The sequence below is a fragment of the Novosphingobium rosa NBRC 15208 genome, assembly GCF_001598555.1.
GTDB classification, from domain to species: domain Bacteria; phylum Pseudomonadota; class Alphaproteobacteria; order Sphingomonadales; family Sphingomonadaceae; genus Novosphingobium; species Novosphingobium rosa.
In genome coordinates this window covers 1-24,024 of the sequence record NZ_BCZE01000095.1, presented here as the reverse complement: position 1 = coordinate 24,024, position 24,024 = coordinate 1, and the positions used below count along the sequence as shown (strand labels likewise).

General features: G+C 65.8%; 19 protein-coding genes and 1 pseudogene. 7 read left to right on the top strand and 13 right to left on the bottom strand.

The window, feature by feature from the left end:
- The 4 genes and pseudogenes from SR3_RS26670 to SR3_RS26655 all read right to left on the bottom strand — a co-directional run.
- The coding region (locus SR3_RS26670) for a DEAD/DEAH box helicase (RefSeq protein WP_245654116.1) at positions 1 to 1,170 on the bottom strand (1,170 nt) is incomplete at its 3' end.
- Positions 1,167 to 2,645 carry a phosphoglucomutase/phosphomannomutase PgmG gene (gene pgmG, locus SR3_RS26665; RefSeq protein WP_068093162.1) on the bottom strand — a complete coding sequence of 493 codons (1,479 nt, stop codon included), beginning with the start codon at positions 2,643 to 2,645 and terminating at the stop codon, positions 1,167 to 1,169. The genes SR3_RS26670 and pgmG, both read right to left, overlap by 4 nt.
- Positions 2,642 to 2,974 carry a J domain-containing protein gene (locus SR3_RS26660; protein WP_068093159.1) on the bottom strand — a complete coding sequence of 111 codons (333 nt, stop codon included), beginning with the start codon at positions 2,972 to 2,974 and terminating at the stop codon, positions 2,642 to 2,644. Before SR3_RS26660 ends, pgmG begins: the two co-directional genes overlap by 4 nt.
- A 239-nt stretch (positions 2,975 to 3,213) precedes the next feature.
- Positions 3,214 to 3,993, bottom strand: a pseudogene (locus tag SR3_RS26655) (division plane positioning ATPase MipZ); the annotation flags it as partial.
- A gap of 134 nt (positions 3,994 to 4,127) precedes the next feature.
- Between SR3_RS26655 and panC the strand changes: the two are divergent.
- On the top strand, positions 4,128 to 4,988 hold the full coding sequence (gene panC / locus SR3_RS26650; RefSeq protein WP_068093157.1) for a pantoate--beta-alanine ligase: 861 nt from the start codon (positions 4,128 to 4,130) through the stop codon (positions 4,986 to 4,988).
- A 56-nt stretch (positions 4,989 to 5,044) separates the two neighbouring features.
- Here the strand turns inward: panC and SR3_RS26645 are convergent, their stop codons facing one another.
- Entirely contained in the window at positions 5,045 to 5,920 is an 876-nt protein-coding gene (locus tag SR3_RS26645) for an SDR family oxidoreductase (RefSeq protein WP_068093154.1), read from the bottom strand.
- 184 nt (positions 5,921 to 6,104) lie between these two features.
- Here SR3_RS26645 and SR3_RS26640 point away from each other — a divergent pair, with 184 nt between their 5' ends.
- Positions 6,105 to 7,403 carry an Hsp70 family protein gene (locus SR3_RS26640; RefSeq protein ID WP_068093150.1) on the top strand — a complete coding sequence of 433 codons (1,299 nt, stop codon included), beginning with the start codon at positions 6,105 to 6,107 and terminating at the stop codon, positions 7,401 to 7,403.
- 4 nt (positions 7,404 to 7,407) lie between these two features.
- Here the strand turns inward: SR3_RS26640 and SR3_RS26635 are convergent, their stop codons facing one another.
- A complete protein-coding gene (locus SR3_RS26635) occupies positions 7,408 to 9,135 on the bottom strand; it encodes a c-type cytochrome (RefSeq protein WP_068093148.1) in 1,728 nt (575 codons plus the stop codon).
- A gap of 153 nt (positions 9,136 to 9,288) precedes the next feature.
- Between SR3_RS26635 and SR3_RS26630 the strand changes: the two genes are divergently transcribed.
- A complete protein-coding gene (locus tag SR3_RS26630) occupies positions 9,289 to 10,137 on the top strand; it encodes a DNA/RNA non-specific endonuclease (RefSeq protein WP_068093145.1) in 849 nt (282 codons plus the stop codon).
- Positions 10,138 to 10,233: 96 nt separating this feature from the next.
- Positions 10,234 to 10,491 carry a hypothetical protein gene (locus tag SR3_RS26625; RefSeq protein WP_068093144.1) on the top strand — a complete coding sequence of 86 codons (258 nt, stop codon included), beginning with the start codon at positions 10,234 to 10,236 and terminating at the stop codon, positions 10,489 to 10,491.
- Between the two features lie 6 nt (positions 10,492 to 10,497).
- Here SR3_RS26625 and SR3_RS26620 read toward each other — a convergent pair whose 3' ends face one another.
- From SR3_RS26620 to pyrC, 4 genes are all read right to left on the bottom strand, one after another.
- Positions 10,498 to 10,722 carry a hypothetical protein gene (locus SR3_RS26620; protein ID WP_068093141.1) on the bottom strand — a complete coding sequence of 75 codons (225 nt, stop codon included), beginning with the start codon at positions 10,720 to 10,722 and terminating at the stop codon, positions 10,498 to 10,500.
- A complete protein-coding gene (locus SR3_RS26615) occupies positions 10,722 to 14,948 on the bottom strand; it encodes a translocation/assembly module TamB domain-containing protein (RefSeq protein ID WP_068093138.1) in 4,227 nt (1,408 codons plus the stop codon). Before SR3_RS26615 ends, SR3_RS26620 begins: the two co-directional genes overlap by 1 nt.
- Positions 14,948 to 17,173: an autotransporter assembly complex protein TamA gene (locus tag SR3_RS26610; RefSeq protein WP_245654115.1), complete on the bottom strand. Its 2,226-nt coding sequence runs from the start codon at positions 17,171 to 17,173 to the stop codon at positions 14,948 to 14,950. The genes SR3_RS26615 and SR3_RS26610 overlap by 1 nt, the downstream gene beginning before the upstream one ends.
- Before the next feature lie 177 nt (positions 17,174 to 17,350).
- The gene (gene pyrC, locus SR3_RS26605; protein ID WP_068093136.1) at positions 17,351 to 18,394 is read right to left on the bottom strand and encodes a dihydroorotase; all 1,044 of its coding nucleotides are present in this window, start codon (positions 18,392 to 18,394) and stop codon (positions 17,351 to 17,353) included.
- Between the two features lie 67 nt (positions 18,395 to 18,461).
- Between pyrC and SR3_RS26600 the strand changes: the two genes are divergently transcribed.
- Positions 18,462 to 19,247, top strand: a complete 786-nt coding sequence (locus SR3_RS26600) for a HesA/MoeB/ThiF family protein (RefSeq protein ID WP_174549201.1) — start codon at positions 18,462 to 18,464, stop codon at positions 19,245 to 19,247.
- A gap of 13 nt (positions 19,248 to 19,260) precedes the next feature.
- Here SR3_RS26600 and SR3_RS26595 read toward each other — a convergent pair whose 3' ends face one another.
- Together SR3_RS26595 and SR3_RS26590 are read right to left on the bottom strand one after the other, a co-directional pair.
- The gene (locus SR3_RS26595) at positions 19,261 to 19,731 is read right to left on the bottom strand and encodes a hypothetical protein (protein WP_157099134.1); all 471 of its coding nucleotides are present in this window, start codon (positions 19,729 to 19,731) and stop codon (positions 19,261 to 19,263) included.
- 72 nt (positions 19,732 to 19,803) lie between these two features.
- Entirely contained in the window at positions 19,804 to 20,502 is a 699-nt protein-coding gene (locus SR3_RS26590) for an NAD-dependent deacylase (protein WP_068093165.1), read from the bottom strand.
- An 87-nt stretch (positions 20,503 to 20,589) separates the two neighbouring features.
- Between SR3_RS26590 and dapB the strand changes: the two genes are divergently transcribed.
- The gene (gene dapB, locus SR3_RS26585; RefSeq protein WP_068093132.1) at positions 20,590 to 21,327 is read left to right on the top strand and encodes a 4-hydroxy-tetrahydrodipicolinate reductase; all 738 of its coding nucleotides are present in this window, start codon (positions 20,590 to 20,592) and stop codon (positions 21,325 to 21,327) included.
- A 282-nt stretch (positions 21,328 to 21,609) separates the two neighbouring features.
- Entirely contained in the window at positions 21,610 to 22,254 is a 645-nt protein-coding gene (gene nth, locus SR3_RS26580) for an endonuclease III (RefSeq protein WP_068093130.1), read from the top strand.
- A 245-nt stretch (positions 22,255 to 22,499) separates the two neighbouring features.
- Here nth and SR3_RS26575 read toward each other — a convergent pair whose 3' ends face one another.
- The gene (locus SR3_RS26575; RefSeq protein WP_068093127.1) at positions 22,500 to 23,810 is read right to left on the bottom strand and encodes a dicarboxylate/amino acid:cation symporter; all 1,311 of its coding nucleotides are present in this window, start codon (positions 23,808 to 23,810) and stop codon (positions 22,500 to 22,502) included.
- Positions 23,811 to 24,024 lie beyond the last annotated feature (214 nt).

Sequence of the window (24,024 nt, the reverse complement as noted above, 5' to 3'; positions counted from 1 at the left end):
GCCATCGCGCTCACCCGCCGCGACGGCATCGCGCGCGGCCATGGCTTCCAGAAATTCGAAACGGTTGCCAGGCACCAGCAGGGCGCGGCTCGGCTCATCCAGCCGGTGGTTGGCGCGGCCGACGCGCTGCAGCAAACGCGAAGACCCCTTGGGCGCGCCCATCTGGATCACCAGATCGACATCGCCCCAATCCACCCCCAGATCGAGGCTGGCCGTGCACACCAGCCCGCGCAGCCGTCCCTGCGCCATGGCCTCCTCCACCTTGGCGCGGGCCTCGCGCCCCAGCGAGCCATGGTGGATGCCGATCGGCAGATTCTCCTCATTCACATCCCAGAGGAGCTGGAAGATGTATTCGGCCAGAAAGCGCGTGTTGGTGAAGATCAGCGTGGTGCGATGCGCGCGGATCGCCGCCATGATCTGCGGCACGGCCCAGGCGGCGGCATGGCCGCTCCAGGGGATGCGCGCGCCCTCGGGCAGCATCACCTCGACCTGAGCGGGGGCGCCGGGATCGCCCAGCACCAGCGCCACATCCGCGCGCCTGCCGCCGGGGGCCAGCCAGCCGCGATAGGCTTCCGGATCGGCCAGCGTGGCCGAGAGGCCCACGCGGCGCATCTGCGGCGACAGAGACTGGATGCGCGCCAAAGTCAGCGCCAGCAGATCGCCGCGCTTGCCCTGAGCGAAGGCGTGAATCTCATCGACCACCACGCGCTTCACCGTGGAGAACAGCGCGGCGCTTTCGGGATAGCTGATGAGCAGCGCCAGCGATTCCGGCGTGGTCAGCAGAACATGGGGCGGATTGCTGCGTTGCCTCGCCTTGCGTTCCGAAGAGGTGTCGCCGCTGCGGGTCTCGATGCGCAGATCAAGGCCCAGATCCGCCACCGGCATCATCAGGCCGCGCCGCACATCCTGCGCCAGAGCTTTGAGCGGCGAGACATAGATGGTGTGCAGACCCTCCCCGATCCGGCCTTCCACGGCATCGGCCAGCGTAGGCAGAAAGCCGGCGAGCGTCTTGCCCGATCCGGTATCTGCCATCAGCAGGGCGTGAGCGCCGCTTTGCGCCGCCGCCAGCATCTCCAGCTGATGGCGGCGCACCTGCCAGCCGCGCCCGGCAAACCATGCCTCCAGCGCTTCGGGCAGATCGGGCGACAGGCCGGGAGGGGACAGGTTCACCCCAGCGACACGCCGACAGCAGCCAGCCTCGCCTCCAGATCGGTCATCACCCGCTTCAAAGCCATCGCATCGCGTCCTTCCGCCCGTGCCGACAGCTTGGCCTCGGTGTTCGAGGCGCGCAGCAGCCACCAGCCGTCATCAGAGGTAACGCGGATGCCGTCGATGGGGTTCATAACCAGCCCCTCGGCCTCCACCGCCTGTCGCACCGTCGCGACCAGATCGAGCGGGCGCGCCTCCCCCGCCACGGTGATCCGCAATTCGGGCGTCGCGGCGGTTTGCGGCAGGGCCGAGGCCAGATCGGCGATCGACTGCCCCAGCCGCAGACTCGCCGCCATCAGCCGCAGCGCGGCCAGCAGGCCATCGTCGAATCCGTACCAGTCTTCAGCGAAGAAGATATGCCCGGTCATCTCGCCCGCCAGCGGGGCGGCGGTTGCCTTCATTCTGGACTTGATATGGCTGTGCCCGGTCTTCCACAGCGAAGGACGCCCGCCACAGGCCGCAACATGATCGAACAACGCCTGCGACGATTTGACGTCAGCCAGAATTTCGGCTCCGGGCAGTCGCTTGAGCAGATCCTGCGCCAGAATAGCCAGAATTCGGTCGCCCCAGACCACGCGCCCCTGCCCGTCGATCAGCCCGACGCGGTCGGCATCGCCATCGAAGGCCACTCCGAAATCGAGCCGTTTCGACAGGACAAGATCCCGCAAATCGGCCAGATTGGTTTCAACCGTGGGATCGGGATGATGGTGGGGGAAATGGCCGTCAACTTGCGTGAACAGCAGGTGATGCTCGCCCGGCAGGCGGGCGGTCAGCGCCTCGATGGCTGGGCCGGCGGCGCCGTTGCCGGCATCCCAGCCGATGCGCAGGCGGCCGAGCTCGGCCTGATCCAGCCCGGAGAGATCGCGCAGCAGCCGGTCGATATAAGCCGGGAGGATGTCGATCTCTGCGATGGCCCCGGGGTTGATTGCGCCCTCTGGCGTTTCGGGCAAAGCGATGATGACGCCATTGAGCCGCTGGAGGTCTTCCCCGAAGAAGGGGAGGCCACCAAGTACAATCTTGAAGCCATTGTGATCTTTGGGATTGTGGCTGCCAGTTACCTGAATGCCGCCCTGCACTGGCTGGGTTGAGGGCAGTTCACCCGGACGCCCGAACTCTCCCGAACGTAACGCCGCCTCGGCGTAATAAAGCATCGGCGTGGAGGACAGACCGATGCGGACCACATCGACGCCACCCGCGCTCAACCCCGCGACCAGCGCCTGCTCCAGCGTGGGGGAGGACAGGCGGCCATCACGGCCCACCACGATACGGGGCTTTTCCGGCCCGGTCTTTTCCCGCAGCAGGGCCGCAAAACCAAGGCCGATGGCGCGGGCATCACCCTCATTCAGCCTGGGGCCCACCACGCCGCGAATATCATACTCACGCAGGATCGACGGATCGAGGCCCTTGCGCGCACCTGTCCCCAACGCCTCACTCACCCAAAGCGCCTGTCGCGCAGCACCAGCGCTTCCAGCAGCGTGTCGCGGGCCGCATTGGCCTCATGCACCAGTGCTTCATTGCCGCCCCGGTCGGGGTGGACTTTGGTGAGCAGGCGCTTATGGGCCTCGATGATCTCGCTGCGGGTGGCATAGGCATGGATGCCCAGCAGATTGCGGGCCTGACGCAGCGCGCGCTGCTCACGCTTTTCGGAACTGTCACGGCCAACCTTGTCGATCTGCACGATGCGCCAGATTTCCCAAGGGTAGCGACCCAGCACCATCTTGCACAGCAGCACCAGCACGAAGGCCAGTGAAATCAGCTTCATCATCCGCCCGGCTCCGCCTGCTTACCCTCAGGTCAGGCCGTGTAGGACCAGCGCGCCGCTCCACCCGTCACCGGTCCCTGTCCATCAGAGGACGGCTGTTGGGGAGCCGAATTATAGGGGTCATGGCCTTGAGAGGGCTGTGCTTGTGGGGCCTGCTGCACCGGCGCGGGCGCATAAGCGGGCTGGGAGGCCTGCTGAGGCTGGGCCACAGGGGCAGCAGAAGCCTGCTCCGGCGCCTGACGACGCGGCGGCGCGGGCAGGGCCAGCCCCGCGATCAGCCCGCGCAGCTCCTGACGCGCGACCAGATGGCTGGTGCCCAGATCGCCCAGATAGTCCTTGTCGAGCAGGGTCAGCCCGGCGGGGAACAGTTCGCGGTAGATCACGCGCTCCGACAGGCCCGAGGCGATGCGGAAGCCCACGCGCTTCGAAAGCTCCTGCAAAGCCTCATTGATGCGGCGCATGTTGCGCGCCTCGATATGGCCGGTACGGTTGCGCACCACCACCCAGTCCATTTCGCGCTTGTTCTGCGCGATGGTGGCCTGGGCGCGCTTCTTGCGGGTTTCCCAGATCAGCTCGGCATAGAAGGACAGGCGGCGGACCTTGAAGGTCTCCGGGTCCACCTGGCCGATCAGGTCGAAATCGACGAAGCTGTCGTTCAGCGGGGTGATCAGCGTGTCCGCCGTGGTGGCGATATGGCGGGCGAATTCATCGTCGCGCCCCGGCGTGTCGAAGATCAGATAATCGACATCCTGCGCCACCTGCTCGGCCAGCGCGTCCAGCTCCTCCACCGTGGTGCCCTTGAACACCTCGAACTTGGCGGTGGGCAGGGTGAAGCCCTTGCGGCGCATGGTTTCTGCGCGGTTTTCCAGATAGCGGTGAAGCGTGCGCTGGCGCGGATCGAGATCGATGCAGCCGACGCGCACCCCCAGATAGGCCAACGCCACCGACACATGGACTGCCGTGGTGGACTTGCCGGTGCCACCCTTTTCATTGGCAAAGACGATGCGATGAGGGGAAGCCATAGCTGACCTGTTGTTGTGGCGGATGATCCACGCCATATTGCCCGTTGCGGCGCCAAGGCGCTAGGGAAAAGGCCAAGATTCCCTCACAAAACTGTGGGCAAGGCACGGGACGCATTAGGCAAGGACAGGATAGAGTGCGGATCATTCACCATAAAGCGGCGCTGCGCACGGCGGTGGCCGGCATGCGCGCCAACGGCCGGATCGCGCTGGTTCCCACCATGGGCGCGCTGCATCAGGGCCATCTGACGCTGGTGCGCGAGGCCAAAGCGCTGGGCGCTCAGGTGGTGGTCTCGATCTTCGTTAACCCTCGCCAGTTCGGCGCGGGCGAGGATCTGGACGCCTATCCCCGCCAGCTGGAGGCCGATGCCGCGCTGCTGGCCGACGAAGGCGTGGCGATCCTGTGGGCCCCCGCGCCCGAAGAGGTCTACCCGGAGGGCTATGCCACCAACATTTCGGTGGCGGGCGTGTCTGAAGGGCTGTGCGGCGGCACCCGCCCCGGCCATTTCGACGGCGTGTCCACGGTGGTGAACAAGCTGTTCAATCAGGTGCAGCCCGATGTCGCGCTCTTCGGCGAGAAGGACTGGCAACAGCTGGCCGTGATCCGCCGCATGGCCCGCGATCTGGATCTGACCCATCCCTCGGTGGACAACATCATCGGCGTGCCCACGGTGCGGGAGAAAGATGGCCTCGCCCTCTCCTCGCGCAACGCCTATCTTTCGGCGGAAGAGCGGGCTCAGGCCGTCAGCCTGCCGACCGCGATGCGCAAGGCCATCGCCGCCATCGAGAAGCATGCCGATGTGGCCGAAACCCTGGCCGCGCTTCAGGCCGAGGTGCTGGAAGGCGGCTTCCTCTCGGTCGATTACGCCGAACTGCGCGACGCCGACAGCCTGACGCCGCTGACGCAGCTGGGCACACGCCCCGCCCGCCTGCTGGTGGCGGCGCGCATCGGCAAGGCACGGCTGATCGACAATATGGCGGTTTCGGCCAAGGGTTGATCGAAACGTTGATCGAAAAGAGGCAGGCGGCATGATCGCCGCCTGCCCTTTTTTGCTTACGCCGGATAATAGCCCGGCTGGTCAAGGTCGGCGAGCAGACCCGGCTGGGTCGGTTCCCAGCCCAGCGCCGCACGGGTGCGGTCCGCAGAAGCGCCCATCTCGGCCCCGGCGAAGCGGGCGAACCAGCCGAAATGCTCGGGCCCGCGCGCTTCCGCCGGAATGCCCAGCTGCCGCCCGATCACCTGCGCAATCGCCCTGAAGGGCACGCCCTCATCCCCGGCGGCATGATAGACCGCATGCGGCAGGCCCTTTTCCAGCGCCAGACGATAGACCTTCGCCGCATCCAGCCGATGCACACCTGCCCAGAGATTGTCGCCCTCGCCCAGCCAGGCCGACACACCGGTCGAACGCGCCAGATTGATCAGATTGGGGACGAAGCCATGGTCACCCAGCCCATGCACCGAAGGCGCCAGCCGCACCACGCCAGCCCGCACGCCGCGCGCTGCCAGCGCCTGCGCCGCAGTTTCGGAATGGCGCGGGAAATCGGTGGCAGGGCTATCCTCTTCCTGTGCCAGCCGACCCGGCGCGCCCAGCCCGGCAAAACCGCTGGTGACCAGCAGCATGCGGTCCGATCCTTCCAGCGCCGCGCCGATCGCTTCGATGGCGCGCCTGTCCTGAGCCGCATTCTCGGCAAAGCGCGAGAAATCGTGGTTGAAGGCGGTGTGGATCACGGCGTCGCTGTCGCGCGCGGCCTGCTGCAAAAGCTCCAGATCGTCGAGCGTGCCGCGCAACACCTGCGCGCCAGCCTCGCGGGCCATCATCTCGCCCTGATCGGAGCGGGCAAGGCCCAGCACCTCATGGCCATGAGCGCGCAGATCGCGCACGACTGTCGCGCCGACCCAGCCGCTGGCGCCTGTGACAAAAACACGCATTGGGAATCTCCTGTGGGGGGAAGACCGCTATGGGGCGCCCCATCATCCCGTTAAAGATGTGATATTATCAGGGTATAGGCCTTAACAGGCAGGCAGGTGGCTGCCGGGATGGTTGCACCGCAGCAAGCCGCCTGCCATAGGTCTGCCCGCCCCTCTTCCCTTGCGCGTACAGGACGCTTTTCCCATGGCTGCATCTCCCCTTGCGATGGGGATCGATTTCGGCACCACCAATTCGGTGGTGGCTCTGGCGCAAGATACCACGCAGGCCCAACTGGTGCCGCTGGCCGGGCCCGAAGGCACGCAATCGGTGTTCCGCTCGGCCCTGTGCTTCTGGCAGGACGAGCGCGCGCTGGCGCATGAGGCAGGCCCCTGGGCCATCGCCGAATTCCTCGATTTTCCGCAGGGCAGCCGCTTTCTGCAGAGCTTCAAATCGGTGGTGGCCAGCCCCAGCTTCGAACATGCCAACCTCTTCGAAAAGCGCCTGCCCTTCGAGGAGCTGGGCCAGATCTTCCTGCGCCATCTGCTGGCGCGCGGCGGCACGGCGCTGAAAAGCCTGCCTGAAAAGGTGATCGTGGGCCGCCCGGTGCGCTATGTCGGCAACCGGCCCGATGAGGCGCTGGCCCGCAAGCGCTATGACGCGATGTTCTCCATGCTGGGGCGCGAGGTCCATTACGTCTACGAGCCACTGGGCGCCGCCTATGGCTTCGCCTCGCGCCTCAACAAGGCCGCCACGCTGCTGGTGGCCGATTTCGGCGGCGGCACCAGCGACTTTTCGATCGTCCGCGTCGAGGCCCCCGGCGCCGCCAAGCGCTGCACCCCCTTGGGCAGCGCGGGCATCGGCATCGCGGGCGACCGTTTCGACTATCGCATCATGGACAAGCTCGTGCTGCCGCTGCTGGGCAAGGGCGGCACCTATCGCTCCTTCGACAAGGTGCTGGACATTCCCGAGGGCCATTTCGCCGATTTCGGCGACTGGTCGCGCCTGGCGCTGATGCGCACCCGCCGCAAGCTGGAGGAACTGGCCCGCCTGCAGCGCAGCGCCACCGACCCCGCCGCCATCGCCCGCATGATCGCGGTGGTGGACAAGGAACTGGGCTATCCGCTGTATGAGGCCGTTGGCGGGCTGAAGCGCACGCTCTCCGCGCAGGAGGAAGCGGTGTTCCGCTTCGAAAGCCCCGACCTCTCCATCGAGGCCCCGGTGCGCCGCACCGATTTCGAGGACTGGATCGCCCCCGACCTGCAACGCATCGGCGAAACCGTGGATATGGCGCTGGAACGTTCCGGGCTGAACGCCGACGAGATCGACCATGTCTTCCTCACCGGCGGCTCATCGCTGATCCCGGCGGTGCGCGCGCTGTTCGTGGAGCGCTTTGGCGAAGGCCGCATCGAAAGCGGTGAGGAGCTGACCTCCATCGCCCACGGCCTGGCCCTGATCGGGCAAGACCCCGACATCCAGGACTGGACCGCGCGCGACGAAGAGTAACCGGTCAGGGCTTCCCGTGGCCCAGAGTCCAGACGTAAGCCGCCACCGCCTTCACATCGGCTGGCGTCAACGCCGCGCCGCCCAGCGCGGGCATGGCATCGCTGGTCTTCCTGGGCTTGGACACGCCCTGCGTGATGGTCTTGGCCAGACCATCGACCGAACCGTCGCTCCACAGATAGTCCGGCCCCACCAGCGAGGCGCCCGCCGAACTGCCCTTCCCGTCCGAGCCATGGCAGCCAAGGCAGGTGCCCCCCTTGGCCTGCCCCAGATAGATCGCGCGGCCCAGCGCCACCTGCTGCGCGCTGATCCCCGGCGGCAGAGCGGTGGGCGCGGCGGCGGCCTCCGCCGGCTGGCCGACTTCAGATTTGGGCGCGGCGGTCAGCGCGGCATTGGCGGCGCCATGATAGGTGATCCGCCAGATCCGCCCACGCACATCGTCGGCCACATAGAGCGCGCCATCGGGCCCCACGGCCAGACCCGCCGGGCGATGCAGCGCGCGCCCCGGCTCCTTGTAAGGCCCGGCGAAACCGTCGGCAAAGCGGATCCACTTGCCGCTGGGCTTGCCGTCCCTCAGCGGCTGAAAGGCCACCAGATAGCCGTCCTGAGGCGCGGGCGCGCGGTTCCATGATCCATGGAAGGCCACAAAGGCCCCGCCGCTGTAGGCCGCCGGGAAGGCATGGCCGGTGTAGATCGTCACGTCATTGGGGGCCCAATGCGCGGGGAAGGCGACCAGCGGCGGGGTCTTGCTGGCGCAGAGGCCCTGCGTCTTGCCGCCATCGCCGCCATATTCGGGGGCTAGCACATGGCGGTTCTGGAATCCGTCGAAATAGCAGGTCGGCCAGCCGTAATCGGCGCCCTTGAACGGCGAGAAGAGGATTTCGGCGGGGCGCTCCACGCCCTGCTCGGTGGTGTAGAGCTTGGGCCAGTTCTGCGAGAGCTGGTCGCGCCCATGCTGCACGGCGAACAGCCGCCCCGTAGCGTCGAAGGCCAGACCGCCGGTGTTGCGGATGCCCTTGGCCCAACGCTCGGCGGGGGAGAAGACCTGCCCCTCCCTGTCGCCACGATAGGCCCAGATGCCGCCGCGCGTCTCGGCCTCGACACAGGGGTTCGCGCCTTTCGCGCCGGGCTGGCGGTTGGGGCTTTCGCAGGTGTTGCTGGCCGAGCCCGAGTTCACCAGAATCTGCCCGTTGCCGTCCACCACAAAGGGGTGCATCGGGTGATCGCCGGTGAGAGGCATACCCTTCAACACGGTCACGGCGGGGCCGGAGGGGGCGATGGAGCCGGGCTTGAGCGGATAGCGGATGATCGTGTCATGCTCTTCGGCGAAGAGATAGCCATGCCACAGGGAAATGCCGGTGCCCCCTTGAGCGCCCTGCGCTTCCGGCGTGCCGAAGCGGACCACCGTATCGGCCACACCCCTACCCTTGTCATTGGGGCCATGGGTGTCTTTCAGACCCAACAGAAAGGCGCCTTCGGGCGCTTTGGGCGCGTTGCGGAAATAGCGGCCCGACCATGTGTTGACATAGACCGTGCCATCGCCCGCCACGGTCAGGTGCCTGGTATGGCCCAGATTGTCGGCAAAGACGGTGGCGCAGAAACCGGGGGGCAGGCTCAGCCCGCCATTGTCGCCAGGGCAAGCGTGTGAAGGTTGGGCCGAAGCGCCCGTCAGCGCGAAACCCGCACCCAGCAGAACAGGCGCGGCCAGCAGCGCGCGACGCAGCAGTTTCGACATCGGCAAACCTTTCCCCAAAACAGCCCCGTTGTGAGCCTGTTGAAGGCCGGGCACAAGGCGTGGAGGCGCCATGGCCAGTCGCTTTTCAAACGGTTATGGCTGCAGCTTTCCACGGCTCCGTTGAGGACAACGGCGCGCAACACAGGACGTTCCATGCTCCGCCGCCCCGGCTGGTTGCCCCTGCTGCTTTTGCTGATCCTGATCGCTTTGGTGGTCTGGTTCTATACGCACCCCGCCCCGCCGCCCCAGAGCGCCCCCGCGCCCAGCCCTTCTGTGGTGACGCCCGCGCCGGACCATGGCCCCGTGGCGGCCTCGGACGCGGCCTGTGGGGACAATCTCTATCAGGGCGCCCGGCCCGATCTGCCCGGCAAGCTGGCGCAGGGTCTGGTGAGCGTGTGTTATCAGGGTTACGCCTCGGCCAGTTCGCCGGTCAGCCGCACGCCCATGTGGTCCGCCGAGCATCTGACGCCCGCGCGCATCGCGCAGGCCCGCGCCACCGAGCGCGCCAGCGCCTTCTACCCCGAACCCTCGCTCGATGCCGAGATGCGCGGGGAGCTGGCCGATTATCGCCGCTCCGGGCTGGACCGGGGGCATCTCTCGCCCTCGGGCGATATGCCGGGGCACGAGGAACAGCGGCAGAGCTTTTCGCTGGCCAACATCGCGCCGCAGAACTCGCAATTGAACCGGGGGCCGTGGTCGGATCTGGAAAGCCGTTTGCGCGATTATGTGCAGAGCAGGGGCGATATCTGGGTGGTGACCGGCGTGCTGTTTCTGGGCGAGACGATCAACACCACCCCCGATGGCCGCGTGATGGTGCCCAGCAGCTTCTGGAAAGCGGTGCTGGTGCCGGGGCGCGGCGCGCTGGTGTTTGTGGCGCCCAACAATGATGGCGGGCGCATCGATCAGGTCTCGCTGGCGGAGTTTACCCGGCGCACCGGCATCACGCCCTTCCCCCGGCTGGACACCCCCAGCCAGAGTCAGACTGTATTGCGCGATTTTTAAATCGCGCAATACAGTCTTGTTTATTGTTGTCGCATCGTTCCTGCGAAAAACCGGTTCCCACTTTTTCGCACGATGCTCCGGGCTGGAGATCGACTGATGGAAGGTTTCAAGGCCTTTGGTGAGGCGCAGGCGATCACGCTGGGCGACCTCACGCTGGAAAGCGATGAGAGCCAGCTGGCGCTCTACGGCAAGCTGACCTTGCTGGCCGACCAACCCTCTGCGGAACGGCTCGACCATCTGATCGCGCTGCTGACGCAAGCCAAGGCCGATCTGGCCGAGGCCATCGCAAGGGGCGATGCGCCCGGACCGGGGCCCGACAAGCCCCTGCCCTCGGTCAAAAACCCCTTCGCTTAAACCAGTTTACTGCCCGCTCTGATCGCTGTGGGCCTGCTGCTGCACCGTGGCGCCATTGCCCGCCACCTCGGCGGCGCGCAGGCGGTCATGCAGATCCTTTTCCATCTTGCTGGCCGCCTGCTGCGCATCCTCCGACTGCTGTTGATAGCGCTCGTCGAAGCTCTTTTCCTTGTGGCACGCAGCCAGCGGCAGCAGCAGCGCCATGGCGCCCAGAGTAATCTTCACACCCATCAGTAACGCTTCCTGTAACGCCCCGTTACACCCGTTCCCCCAAAAGCCCCGGCCTGGCTGATAACCGACAGCGCCTTGGTCAGCGCCACTTCCAGCGAGGTGGCGGTGTAGCCGCGCGTGTCGGTGATGACCTCGATGTAGATGTTGTTGGTGATGTATTTGCCCGCCGCCACGGCGGTTTCGCGGCCCGTGGTGGAATCGGCGCCCAACACGCGCAACCGGCTGATGCCCGTCGCCGATTGCAGCGTGCCCAGCGGGTTGAGCCCGCCCTTGCCACCGCGCAGCGTGTTGAGCGAGGAGGCCAGCTGCACCGCCTGCAGCGCCGAAAGGCTGCCCACCGGCCCACCGAACAGCACGCGGGCCATCAGTTCGTCCTGAGGCAGGCTGGGGGTAGAGCTGAAGGCGATGGTCGGGTTGGTGGCGGTGCCGGTGACGTTGATCGTCATGTCCACATCCGAGATCGTGCTGGTGGCGGTGATCTTGAGCGTGGGGTCGGTCATGTCGCCGCCGCTGAAGGTGATCATGCTGTCGCTGTCGAGATCGAAGGAATGACCCGCGAAGGACAGCGTGCCGCGCACCACCTTGATCGTGCCGTTGATCTGCGGCGCGCCGCTGGTGCCGCCGACGTGCATATCGGCCTCCCATTCGGAATCGAGCCCCATGCCGGTGACATAGATCTGGTTGTCGGCCCGCACCTGCAGATCGAGCTTCCAGTTGGAGGGCACGCTGCTGATCGGCTCGGGCGCGCCGGTGATGCGCGCCGGGCCATTGACGGGCTTGCGGCGCACGCCGGTCAGCGTGGGCACATTGGCCGAACCCTCGCGCACGATGCGGTAATGCGTTTCGGGCAGGATCACCATGCCGCTGATGGTGGCGGGCTGGTTCGGGCCGTTGACGATCTTGATGTTGCCGCTGGCGCGCGCCGCCAGATCCTGGCCACTGGCCAGCTGCGCATCCTTCATGTCGATGCCCAGCTGGATCGGATAGCCTTCCGCCGCGCTGAGCGAGACGAAGCCGCTGGCGCTGATCGTGCCGTTGCGCGCCTTGGCGGTCAGGCTTTCGACCTGCAGCCGGTCATTGGCGAAACGGCCGCTCAGCGCGATGTTCGTCAGCTTGGTGCCGTAGGACGAGTTCTCATAGGTCAGATTGTTGGCGCGCACGAGGCCGTTCAACTGCGGCGCCTTCACCGTGCCGCCGAAGTCTGCGGCAATGCCGATCGGGCCCTTCAGGCTCTGATCGGAAAGCGCCGCCAGCGAGGCCAGCACATCGGCGGGCCCGTTGTAGCGGATGCCGCCGGAGAGAGGCGCCGCCATCAGGCGCGTCGACCAGCTGCCGGAGTCGGCGGGCAGCGGCGCGAGGTTGAGCTGGAACTGGCCCACAGACGTGCCGCCCCGGCGCAGCAGCGCCTGCATATGGCCACCGCTGTCAGCCAGTTGGCCGCCCATGGTGATGTCCACCGCTTCGGAGACGGTCGCCAGCGTGGTGCGGGTGAAGCCGGTGATCCGCATGCGCACATCGGCCTGCGGGAAAGCGGTCGAAGTCGCCTGCGTGTAATCCAGACTGCCCGAGGCCTTGCCCCCTACGCCCAGCCCCGGCGAGAAGGCATTGACCAGCGCCAGATCGACACCGTTCAACCGGCTGCGGAGCGCCATGCCATTGCCATAATGGCCCTCAAGCTGGAGCGTGCCATTGCTGACCTGCAGCGTGGCGGGGCGCAACGTATAGGTGCCCTTCTCCGGCACGATCTGCAGCGGCGAACGGCTGGCGATGTCCACGCCATTGACCTTGCCGTTGAGCGCGATCCGCCACAGCTGCGGCGCCAGAGCGGCATTGGCGGCCAGATGGAAGGGATACTTGCTGCGCCCCTCCACCAGCAGTTTCGCCTGCCCTGCCCCGGCGTGATAGTTCACATTGGCGCGCGCCACGGCGATATAGAGGTCGCCCATCCGCGTGCCCGAAAGCTGCACATCGCCATTGATCTGCGGCTGATCGGTCATCAGCACATCGGCGTTGACGAGGGCGCGCTCCACCGTCAGCCCGGCCTTGCCCGGCAGGCTGGTGTTGGCCGCCGCCAGCGCCACCACGGCCCGCTGCTTGCCGCCTTGCGCCGACAGATCGATATGCCCCGCCACGCCCGAGCCACTGGCCTGCACCGTGCCCGCGAAGGGCCCGGCGGGCGCCTGCACGATATGGCCGGTAAAGCCGATTCCCGAAAACGCCGTGCCGGGGCGCAGGTCGATGGCCAATTGCTTGCCCGTGGCCACCGCGACATTGGCGGCGATGGCGCCGTAATCGCTGTTGGCCTTGGCGGTCACCAGATAGGTGCCGTTCTGCCCCCGCACATCGGCCACCAGATCGGCCAGCCCCATGCCCACACCGGGCTTGGCAGCCACAAGATGGAGCACGGGGCTGGCCACGGTGCCGCTGGCGGTGACACCGATGGGGCCATATTGGTCCGAGGAGGCATTGGCGGCGAAAGCGATGCGGCCCTTCTCGTCATAGCGGCCATGGCCGCCGACCAGACGGAATTCGGGCGCCGCGACGTTCAGCTTATCGATGGTGGCCACGCCATTGCTGTCATAGCCGACATCGGCCTGGATCAGCGCATTGCCGCCCAGGAAATTCTGCAACCCGTCGTTGAGCAACCGGGTCGAGCGGGCCGCGACATGGCCGCCCAGCTTGAAATAGCCATTGGCGCCGGTCTTGAGGCCAATGTCCGACTGCAGGTTGAAAATCCCCACGCTCTCGACCTTGTAGTCGTTGACGCGGCCATTGAGCGTGCCGGTGTAGAGCGCCTTGTTCATATCGGCGATGATGACGGCCTTGGCGTCGATCCTGCTCGATTGCAGATGGATGTTGTCCGAGAGCAAACGGCCCTTGGCATAGGCAAAGTCACCGCTGAAGCGCACATTGGTGAGCAGCGGCGCCACGCTGGCGCTGACGCCCGTGATCGCGGCGGCATGGCCATTGACCGGAATGCGCCACTGGTCCTTGTCCAGCTTGGCGCTGCCCGAGACCGACAGGCCGTCGATCCGCGTCGCGCCAAAGCCGATCCAGCCCGCATCCAGACCGTAGCTCAGGCTGGGCGCCACGAAGGCGCCATTGACCACGGCATGGGCGGCGATCCGGTCACCGGCCAGATTGGTGGCGATCACCTTGGGCTGCATCAGCTGGAAGCCCAGCTTCATGTCGGACAGGGTGTTGTTGCCCATATCCATCGCGCCATCGGCCTGAGCGCCAAAGTTGGTGTTGCCCACCCTGGCATGCAGATCCATCTTGCGCTGGTCGAAGGCGGCGGTGACATCCAGCTGCGTCTGCGGCTGGAACAGCGCGGCGGCAGGGCCGGTCAGCAGGATGGCGGGATGCAGCGGCCCATGCACATCGAAGGTGCCCTTGCGCGCCTTGATCGAGACATCGGCCAGCGTGTCACTGCCGATGGTCTGGGCCAGATGGCCGTCCCAGGCGTTCCAGTCGCCCTTGCCCGCCAGCGTCAGACTGACCGGCTTGCCAAGGCCGCTGAGCGAATCCACAAGCCCGTGCACCGGCGCCTGCACGCGAATGTCCATCGCCAGCCGGTTGTTCTGCGGCATGGCGTCAATCACGGCATGGATGCTGTCCCCCCCGGCGACGCCCGGCGCGGCGATGGCGCTGGCATCGGCGGTGAGCTGCAGGCGGCGGTCGGCGATATGCACCGCGCCGTTGAAACCGAGGATATGGCGCTGGCCGCTGACCGCCTTGTCGATCTCCAGACGGCCAAGCTGCACGCGGTCCATATCGATGTTCAGATCGGGCAGCAGCGGCGCATTGCTGGGCGGCGTCGGCTTGAAGGCCGGGGTGCGGGTGAGGAACGCCTGCGGGATCGTCAGATCATGGATGGCCAGATGCTTGTGGAGGTATTCAAAAGGCTGGTAATCGACCGAGACATTGGGCGCGCTGAGGAACACGCCCTTGGGATCGCCGATGGTCAGATCGACCAGCTGCATGCGGTTGAAGATCGATCCCTCGATCCGCCCGACATGGATCGTCATCCCGTTCTCGAACTTCAGCGCAGAAACCTGCTTGGCCACGAAAGCGCGCCCGCTGTCGGTGCCCAGCCACAGCAGCACGCCGCCCACCAGCAAGGCCAGCACCACCACCAGACCCAACAGGCCGATGGCGATGCGCTTGCCCCATGAGGCGCGGGGGCGGACAGGCTCGGCTCCGTCGATCTGCATATCCTCGGCCATCAGAACGCCTGCCCGATCGAGACATAGACCGCCACGCGCGATTCCCCCACCTCACGATGGATCGGCGTGGCGATGTCGAAGCGCAAAGGCCCGAAATTGGTGTAAAGCCGCGCGCCGATGCCCGCGCCCAGCCGGAAGTTGGTGAAGGAGGGCAAGGTGCTGGTGTAGACCTGACCGCCATCGACAAAGGCCACCAGCCCGTAATTGCCGAAACGGTAACGGATTTCCGTGCCCGTCTCGATCTGGCTGAGGCCGCCGATGGGGTTGCCGTTGGGATCTTTGGGCCCCAGCTCCTGATAGCCGAAGCCGCGCACCGATCCGCCGCCGCCCGAATAGAGCCGCCGCGAGGGCGCCAGCGCCGTGCGCGACACGCCCTGAATGCTGGCGATCTTGGCGCGCCCGGCCAGCACCAGGCTCTTGCCGATCGGCCAATAGCCCGTCGCCTCGAAGGAATCGCGGGCATAGAATTGCCCGCCCGTGCCCAGCGAGGTTTCCGGCGAGAGCGTCACCGACAGCTTGTAGCCCTTGGTGGGATCGAGCAGCGAGTTCGACCGGTCATAGGTCACCTGCCCCGGCAGGGCGAGGATGTAGAAGGTGCGGCGGCGGTAATCGGCAGCCGTGAAATCATAATCCTGCTCGTTGGTGCCCACCACCTCGAAGCCGTAGCTGTAGGTCCAGCGCTTCTGCCACAAGGGCGTGCTGGCATAGGACATGCGGCCATAGAGCTTGCCGGTATAGGCCTCGTAAGCGTTGAGGTTGGAATGGTCGGCGCCAATCCCCAGCTCGAAGGTGCGATCCCGCTTGCCCGCGTTGGAGCGGCGGAAGGTGCTGGAAATCCCCTGCTCATTGGTGCCCAGCGTGGCGCTTTCGATCAGCGCGCCCTCGGGCGGGAAGAGGTTGGCATGGGTCCAGCTGCCGGTCGCCTTCATGCCCTCGCCCGTGGCATAGCCGACCTGAGCGGAGAGCGAGCGCGGCGGCCCGGCGGTTTCATTGACCAGCAGATTGGCATATTCGGTGCCGTCTCCAGCCGGCGTGCCGGTCTGCTGCGGCTCGACCGTCACCACCGAATAGAGGTTGGTGGCCACCAGCGCCTTGCGCAGATCGTCGACCTTGCGGCTGTCATACAGTTCGCCCTTCTTGAAGCGAGCGATGGTGGCGACATGCTTGGGCTTGAAGACGCGCTTCTTGCCCTCGACCTGAATGTCGCCGAAGCGGCTGCGCGGCCCCGGCGTGATCGGCAGCGTGTAATCGCCGGTATGGGCGGCGGCATCGAGCAGAATGTCGCGCTGGCCGACCTTGGCGAAAGGATAGCCATTCTCCGGCAGCACCACGCCAAGGCTGGCTTCCGCCGAGAGAATACGGTCGGCCACGATGGGTTCGCCGCTTTTCGGCACAAAGGATCGGGTGATGAGATCGGACGGCGTGACCGGCGGCGTGTCGAACTTGATCGCCCCCAGCACATAGCGCGGCCCCGGCGCCACATCGAGCGTGACGGTGATCCTGCCCGGCTCCTGATCGGCCTTGGCGTCCTTCGGGTCCTTGGCCATTTGCGGCGTTTCGACGCTGCCGTGCACGCTGGCATCGAAATAGCCCTGCGAGGACATGACATCGGCCAGCGTCTTCTGGTCCTGCTGCATCCGGGCCGAGATCATCGCGCCATTGGCGGCCTTGCCCTTGCCCTCCTTCAGCGCCGAGACGGCGGAGAACTGATCGCGAATGGCGCCGCCATCGATGGGCGAGACGCGGTTGCGATCCGCAATCTTGTCGATCCCGGTCACCTTCCAGTCATAGCGCAATTCGGCCTCGGCCTTGTCCTTCACATCGGCGGCGGTGACGAGCGGCTTGGTGTTGAAGCTGTCGAGCGGGGTGAGCGGCTTGGCCAGATCAGGATCGGGCGCGGGCAGCGGCGCCAGCGTGCCGTCCTGCGCCGTGGTGGCGCTGGGCGGCGTGCCGGGCGCGGGGGCGGCAGGCGTTTGCTGCTTCGCCCAATCCTGCACGGTGCCCATGGGGGCATCGGGATTGTCGCTGATCGGCGGCAGGGCGGCGTCGAAATCCTTGTCGGGCAGGATCGGCGTGGTGGGAATGGGGTTGGACTGGGCAGCGCCGCTCTGGGCGGCATCGGCCGGCGCGGGGGCTTGCGCGGCAGGCGGGCTCTGCGGCGCGGCTTTGCGGGCCTGAACAGGGGTGGCAAGGCAGGTGGCCAGCACGATCAGGCTGGCCGTCACCAAGGCGGATTGTTCGACGGGCGCTCTGCGACCACCCCCTCGAAACCCGTGAAACAAGACGATTGCCCCCCATACCCCTTGAACGCCCGCGATCGCCGCAATCGCAGGCCAGCGCAAGATGTTACGCTTGGGGGTGGGGAATGTTCCGGCTTATATTTTGTAAAATGCGACGAAAAATCAGGCCTTTTCGGCGAGCCGCCAGCGCAGGGTCTCACCCGCGTGGAAGGGCACCAGCGCCAGCGCGCCCTCACCCAGCACCTCGGGCACCGGCGTGTCGACGCGCTCCAGGGTCACCGTGCCCTCGTTGAGCGGCAGGCCATAGAAGCGGGGACCGTGCAGCGAGGTGAAGCCCTCCAGACGGTCCAGCACACCCTCATCCTCGAAGACCTGGGCATAGCTTTCCAGCGCATAGGGCGCGTTGAAAATCCCCGCGCAGCCGCAGGAATTTTCCTTGCGACCGATGGCATGGGGGGCGCTGTCGGTCCCCAGAAAGAACTTGGGCGAGCCCGAAACCGCCGCCGCGCGCACGGCAAGGCGATGCTGCTCGCGCTTGGCGACGGGTAGGCAATAGGCATGCGGGCGGATGCCGCCATCGAAAATGGCGTTGCGGTTGATGATGATATGCTGCGGCGTGATGGTGGCCGCGATGTTGGGCCCGGCGGCGTTCACGAAATCCACCGCCTCGCTGGTGGTGATATGCTCCAGCACGATCTTGAGATCGGGATAGTCCGCCACCAGCGGGGTGAGGATGGTTTCGATAAACACCGCCTCACGGTCGAAAATGTCGACATGGCGGTCGGTCACCTCGCCATGGATCAGCAGGGGCATGCCGATGCGCTGCATCGTTTCCAGCACGCCGGTCATCTTGCGGATGTCGGTCACGCCATGGGCGGAGTTGGTGGTGGCATGCGCGGGGTACAGCTTGCAGGCGGCGAAGGCGCCGCTGGTGTAGCCGCGCTCGATCTCCGCCGGATCGATGCTGTCGGTGAGATAGCAGACCATCAGCGGGGTGAAATCCATGCCTCCGGGCAGCGCGTCCAGAATGCGCTGGCGATAGGCATTGGCCGCCTCCACCGTGCTGACCGGCGGGGTGAGGTTGGGCATCACGATGGCGCGGGCGAACTGGCGGGCGGTGTAATGCGCCACCTGCTTGAGCATATCGCCATCGCGCAGGTGCAGGTGCCAGTCGTCGGGGCGGCGGATCGTGAGGGTCTGGGTCATGAAGGGAGCCTTTAACGCTGCGCATAGGCCCTCGCAATAGGGCGAGGGTTTGCCTACATCGCCTGTCATGATTCTGCCCCCCGAACGCCTCTCCCGCTTCGCCCGCCATATCATCCTGCCCGAGGTGGGCGGCGCCGGACAATTGGCGCTGGCGCAGGCCCATGTGGTGCTGGTGGGCTGCGGCGGGATCGGATCGCCCGCGCTGCAATATCTGGCGGCGGCGGGCATCGGCCGGTTCACCCTGATCGACGACGATGTGGTCGAGGACAGCAACCTGCAACGCCAGACGATCTTTTCAACCGCCGATCTGGGCAAGTCCAAGGCGCAGGCGGCGGCGGACTGGGTGAAGCGTTTCGACCCGGCTCTGTCCGTGACGGTGCATCAGGCGCGCATCACCGCCGAGAACGCCGCCACGCTGATCGGCCAGCCAACCTTGGTGCTGGACGGCTGCGACAATTTCGCCACCCGCCTTGCCGTGTCGGACGCCTGCGTGGCGCTGGGCACGGCGCTGACCAGCGCGGCGGTCGGGCGCTTTCAGGGGCAGATCGCCAATTTTGCCGGGCATCTGCCGGGGCAGCCCTGCTATCGCTGCTACGTCGGCGATGCCTTCGATGCTCAGGATTGCGACACCTGCGCGGCGGATGGGGTTTTAGGCGCCTTCGTCGGCATGGTCGGCACCTTCGCGGCGATGCATGCCATCCGCATCGTGATGGCACAGGCAGGCGCAAGCTTCGACGGGACAGGTCTGGGCGATCCGCAATGGGGCAAACTGATGCTGCTGGACGGGCTGGCCCCCGCGCTGCGGCCGATCAGTCTGGTGAAAGACCCGGCGTGCAAGGGGTGTTCCGGGTAAAACACGTGACGGTTCAGGCGCTGATGAAATGCTCCGGCGCTTTTCGGCTGATGGTCAGCGTGACGACGCTGCCCACACGGATGTCCTTGGCCTCCCTCGCCCCCAGCCAGACCGTGGTTTGATGCAGCTGGCGATCCAGCGGTGAAATATAAGCGATGGAGGCGTGCCAGACGGGATGGACCACAAGGTCGATGTTGCGCCCCGTCATATGGAAGGACGTTTCCTCCAGCCCCAAGGCTCCCAGCCCACTGCAAGATGCATTTTGGGCCCCCGCGAATTGGGAATGTTCCACCCTCTCCTTCATCGGCGACACGGAGCTGGAAACGTTGCAAAATTTTTCAAACCCGGTGACGGTGACCGGAATTTTGCGATAATTCCACCAAAGATCGAATTTGATATAGAGGATGCCGAAAAGCGCAAAGGCAAGAACAACGCCCATAATCACGGTCCTGAAAGCGCGGACCATATTTGCAATATCTGTCACGGCATCGCACTCTTAGCAGCATGGAAGCGCCTCGATAAGCATGCTTCCTTGCGGCGCCGTTAAAGCACACGTCTATCGCAGAACCTCTTCCACCCACTCCGGCACGACTTCCCCCGCGCTGCCCAGCCGCGTCTCGTGAAACCATGCCGAGCCCGCCGAACGCTCCAGATTAAGCTCCAGACACTGCGCGCCAACCTCCCGCGCCGCGCGCACAAACCCCGCCGCCGGATAGACCGCGCCCGAAGTGCCGATCGAGACGAACAGGTCGCAATCGTTCAGGGCCTCGTAGATGTCCTCCATGCGATAGGGCATCTCGCCGAACCACACGATGTCCGGGCGCAGCGATGGCTTGCCGCAGGATGGACAGGCTGGGCGTTCGATCAAGGTTTCCACCCACCGATGCCGCGCATCGCAGGCGCCGCACCATGCGCTGTTCAAGGCCCCATGCATATGGATCAGCGCTTCACTGCCCGCCCGCTCATGCAGGTCGTCGACATTCTGGGTAACCAGCAGGAAGCCGCCCTGCCACGCCTTTTCCAGCCGCGCCAAAGCCAGATGCGCCGCATTGGGCCGAGCCGCCAAAGCCCCCGCCCGCCGCGCATCGTAAAAGCGGTGAACCAGATCGGGATTGGCGGCAAAGCCCTCCGGCGTGGCGACATCCTCGATGCGGTGGTCCTCCCACAGGCCGTCGCTGGCGCGGAAGGTGCGAATGCCGCTCTCGGCGCTGATGCCCGCGCCGGTGAGGATGACGATGTTGCGGATGCTGCTCATGCCCCCGGTGTGCCTCAGCCACGCCGCCTTGCCAACCACGCCCACGCGGGCCATGACGCATGCCGTATTTTCGAGAAGGAGCATCCCATGGCAAACATCGGCATCATCGGCAGCGAAGGCCGCATGGGCAAAGCCATCGCCGAGGCGATCCAGATCGGCCACGCCGATGCCCACACCGTGGCGGGCGCTATCGACCGCGACGGTGATGTGGACGCGCTGGCCGCCGCCGCCGATGTGCTGATCGACTTCTCCTCCCCCGCTGCGCTGGAGGCCAGCCTCGACGCTGCCGTCGCAGCGGGCAAGCCCATCCTGATCGGCACCACCGGCCTTGAAGAGCGCCACCACTGGCTGATCGATCAGGCCGCTGAAAAGATCGCCGTGCTGCAGACCGGCAACACTTCGCTGGGCGTCAACATGCTGGCCTATCTGGTGGAGGAAGCCGCCCGCCGCCTGGGCGAGGACTGGGATATCGAGATCGTCGAAACCCACCACCGCATGAAGGTGGACGCCCCCTCCGGCACGGCACTGCTGCTGGGCGACGCCGCCGCGCGCGGCCGCCAGATTCGCCTCGAAGACCACGCCGTGCGCGGGCGCGATGGCATCACCGGCAAGCGCGAGGCGGGGACCATCGGTTTCGCCGCCCTGCGCGGGGGCAGCGTGGCGGGCGACCACACGGTGCATTTCCTGGCCGACAATGAGCGGCTGGCCTTCTCCCATCTGGCGGAGAACCGCGGGATTTTCGCGAAGGGGGCCTTGAAGGGCGCGCTGTGGCTGATCGGGCAGAAGCCGGGGCGGTATGGGATGAAGGAAGTGCTGGGGCTTTAAGAAGGGTAGATGCGAGGGGGTTACCCCCTCGCGCTCCCATGACGTCTTCCGACGCTCGGGCAGTGGCGCCGAAATGAAGCGCCCCGGCTATCCACCTGCGCAACCCAGAGCGCCGCAGGCAGATCAGCCTTGGACCCCACGCCGCCTTGTCAATTTTCATGCCTGCGGCGCCATCGTGCCGCGCACTTCGGCATAGTCAGCATACCACGCAGACATTAAAGGGAGCGCGAGGGTTATGACCCTCGCATTTCTCTTTTCCCTTCTAGAAACCCACACCAGACCATGAAAAAAGCCGACATCTTCGAATTCTTCCGCCGCCTTGCCGAGGTCAACCCCGACCCGCAGACCGAGCTGGAATTCGGCAACACCTATCAGCTTCTGGTGGCCGTCACGCTTTCGGCGCAGGCGACGGATGTGGGCGTCAACAAGGCCACCCGCGCCCTGTTCGAGATCGTCAAGACCCCGCAGGACATGCTCGATCTGGGGCTCGACGGGCTGAAGGATCACATCAAGACCATCGGCCTGTTCAACACCAAGGCCGCCAATGTGATGGCCATGGCGCAAATTCTGGTCGACAAGCACGACGGCGAAGTCCCCGCCGACCGCGATGCTCTGGTGGAGCTGCCCGGCGTGGGGCGCAAGACGGCCAATGTGGTGCTGAACTGCGCCTTCGGGATGGAGACCTTCGCGGTCGACACGCATATCTTCCGCGTGGGCAACCGCACGGGGCTGGCCAAGGGCAAGACGCCCGAAGCCGTCGAGAAGCAGCTGGAAAAGTATGTGCCCGGGCCGTTTCGTGTCGGCGCGCATCACTGGCTGATCCTGCATGGGCGCTACGTCTGCAAGGCGCGGACGCCGGAGTGCTGGCGGTGTTCGCAGGTCGATCTCTGCGCGTTCAAGGATAAGGTTTTGCAGAAGAAGAAGTGAAGGTGCGAGGGTCATAACGCTCGCGCTCCCTTTAATTGTCAGCGTAGCGCATCGCGTTCGGCCATAGAGCAACGTCGCCGCGCCGCAGGCTTTTGAACGAGAAAAGGCGCCGGGGCATTCCTGCCTGCGGCGCCTTTCTGTTGTGCAGGTGGAGAGACTAGGCGCTCCGATGCGGAACCGCTGCCCCATCGCCGGAAGACGTAACGGGGGTGCAGGGGGCGATGGCCCCCTGCTTTCACCCTGCCTTACTGATTGGGATCCACATTCAACCCATGCAGCCCATGCTCCACCGTATCATGCGGAGCGGCAGGGTGCTCCGCCTCCGGGTCCATCAGCGGCTGAAGCATGCCTTCGGTCTTGGTCACGATGGCCGTCGCCACCGCATTGCCCAGCACCGAAGTCGCGCTGCGGCCCATATCGAGGAACGTGTCCACCGCCAGCAGCAGGGCGATGCCCTCGACCGGCAGGTGGAACTGGTTCAGCGTCGCGGCGATCACCACCAGCGAGGCGCGCGGCACGCCCGCGATGCCCTTGGACGACACCATCAGCGTCAGCAGCATCAGCAGCTGCGTGCTGATCGGCAGGTGGATGCCGTAAGCCTGCGCGATAAAGATCGAGGCGAAGCTGGCATACATCATCGAACCGGTGAGGTTGAAGGCATAGCCCAGCGGCAGCACGAAGCCCGAGACGCGGCGCGGCACACCGAAGCGGTCGAGCTGCTCGAACATCTTGGGCAGGCTGGCTTCCGAGGATGCGGTCGAGAAGGAGATCAGCACCGGCTCGCGGATGTAGCGGAACAGGGTGAAGGCGCGCTTGCCCAGGAACAGCGCGCCCGCGCCCAGCGTCAGCAGGCAGAGCAGGATCAGGCCGCCGTAGAACTCGGTGACCAGCACGCCATAGGTGGCCAGGATGCCCAGCCCCTTCACGCCGACAATCGCGGCCATGGCGCCGAACACCGCCAGCGGCGAGACCGACATGACATAACCGGTGATCTGCAGCATCAGCGTCACCACCGCATCGGCGAAATCGACGATGATGCGGCCCTTCTCGCCGATGGCCGAAAGCCCAACGCCGGCGAAGACCGAGAAGACCAGCAGCTGCAGCACATTGTTCTGCGCCATGGCGTCCAGCGCGCTGGTGGGGAAGATCTCGATGACGAAGTGGCGGAAGGTGAGCTGGCTGGTGGCCAGATCGCCGAGGCCCGTGGCCGGGCTCAGCGCCAGACCAGCGCCCGGCTGAAAGGCATTGACCAGCACCATGCCCAGCAGCAACGACACCAGGCTGGAGCTGACGAACCACACCAGCGCCTTGCCGCCGATGCGGCCCAGCGCGGTCGAATCGCCCATGCCCGCGATGCCCGTGACGATGGTCGCCATGATGAGCGGCGCGATGATCATCTTGATCAGGCGCAGGAACACATCGGGCAGCAGCTTGAGGATATCGGCAATCGTCGCCAGCGCCGGGTCCTTGGGATCGAACGCCTGATGCAGGCCGTAGCCCACCACAATACCGGCCACCAGGGCAATCAGAATGAAATAGGTCAGCCGTTTTGCCATGGTTCCCCGCGTGCGCCCTTCGATTTTCGGGCGTCTATGGATGTATCAATGTGCCCTGCTACCAAGTGGCGCCTAAGGCGGCAATGGCGGCAAAGGACGTATGCCCCGTGTCTGGTTGCTGTGGCAGGGGCGCACGGCTTTTGCGAGGATAGAAGGCATAAAAGAAAATGCGAGGGGGTTACCCCCTCGCGCTCCCGGAACGTCTCCCGACGAT

Bases quoted from the DNA above. Each gene is read 5' to 3' on its own strand.
- SR3_RS26660 (WP_068093159.1), bottom strand. From the start codon at position 2,974: ATGATGAAGCTGATTTCACTGGCCTTCGTGCTGGTGCTGCTGTGCAAG.
- SR3_RS26645 (WP_068093154.1), bottom strand. From the start codon at position 5,920: ATGCGTGTTTTTGTCACAGGCGCCAGCGGCTGGGTCGGCGCGACAGTC.
- SR3_RS26640 (WP_068093150.1), top strand. From the start codon at position 6,105: ATGGCTGCATCTCCCCTTGCGATGGGGATCGATTTCGGCACCACCAAT.
- SR3_RS26635 (WP_068093148.1), bottom strand. From the start codon at position 9,135: ATGTCGAAACTGCTGCGTCGCGCGCTGCTGGCCGCGCCTGTTCTGCTG.
- SR3_RS26630 (WP_068093145.1), top strand. From the start codon at position 9,289: ATGCTCCGCCGCCCCGGCTGGTTGCCCCTGCTGCTTTTGCTGATCCTG.
- SR3_RS26625 (WP_068093144.1), top strand. From the start codon at position 10,234: ATGGAAGGTTTCAAGGCCTTTGGTGAGGCGCAGGCGATCACGCTGGGC.
- SR3_RS26620 (WP_068093141.1), bottom strand. From the start codon at position 10,722: ATGGGTGTGAAGATTACTCTGGGCGCCATGGCGCTGCTGCTGCCGCTG.
- SR3_RS26615 (WP_068093138.1), bottom strand. From the start codon at position 14,948: ATGGCCGAGGATATGCAGATCGACGGAGCCGAGCCTGTCCGCCCCCGC.
- pyrC (WP_068093136.1), bottom strand. From the start codon at position 18,394: ATGACCCAGACCCTCACGATCCGCCGCCCCGACGACTGGCACCTGCAC.
- SR3_RS26600 (WP_174549201.1), top strand. From the start codon at position 18,462: ATGATTCTGCCCCCCGAACGCCTCTCCCGCTTCGCCCGCCATATCATC.
- SR3_RS26590 (WP_068093165.1), bottom strand. From the start codon at position 20,502: ATGAGCAGCATCCGCAACATCGTCATCCTCACCGGCGCGGGCATCAGC.
- dapB (WP_068093132.1), top strand. From the start codon at position 20,590: ATGGCAAACATCGGCATCATCGGCAGCGAAGGCCGCATGGGCAAAGCC.
- nth (WP_068093130.1), top strand. From the start codon at position 21,610: ATGAAAAAAGCCGACATCTTCGAATTCTTCCGCCGCCTTGCCGAGGTC.
- SR3_RS26575 (WP_068093127.1), bottom strand. From the start codon at position 23,810: ATGGCAAAACGGCTGACCTATTTCATTCTGATTGCCCTGGTGGCCGGT.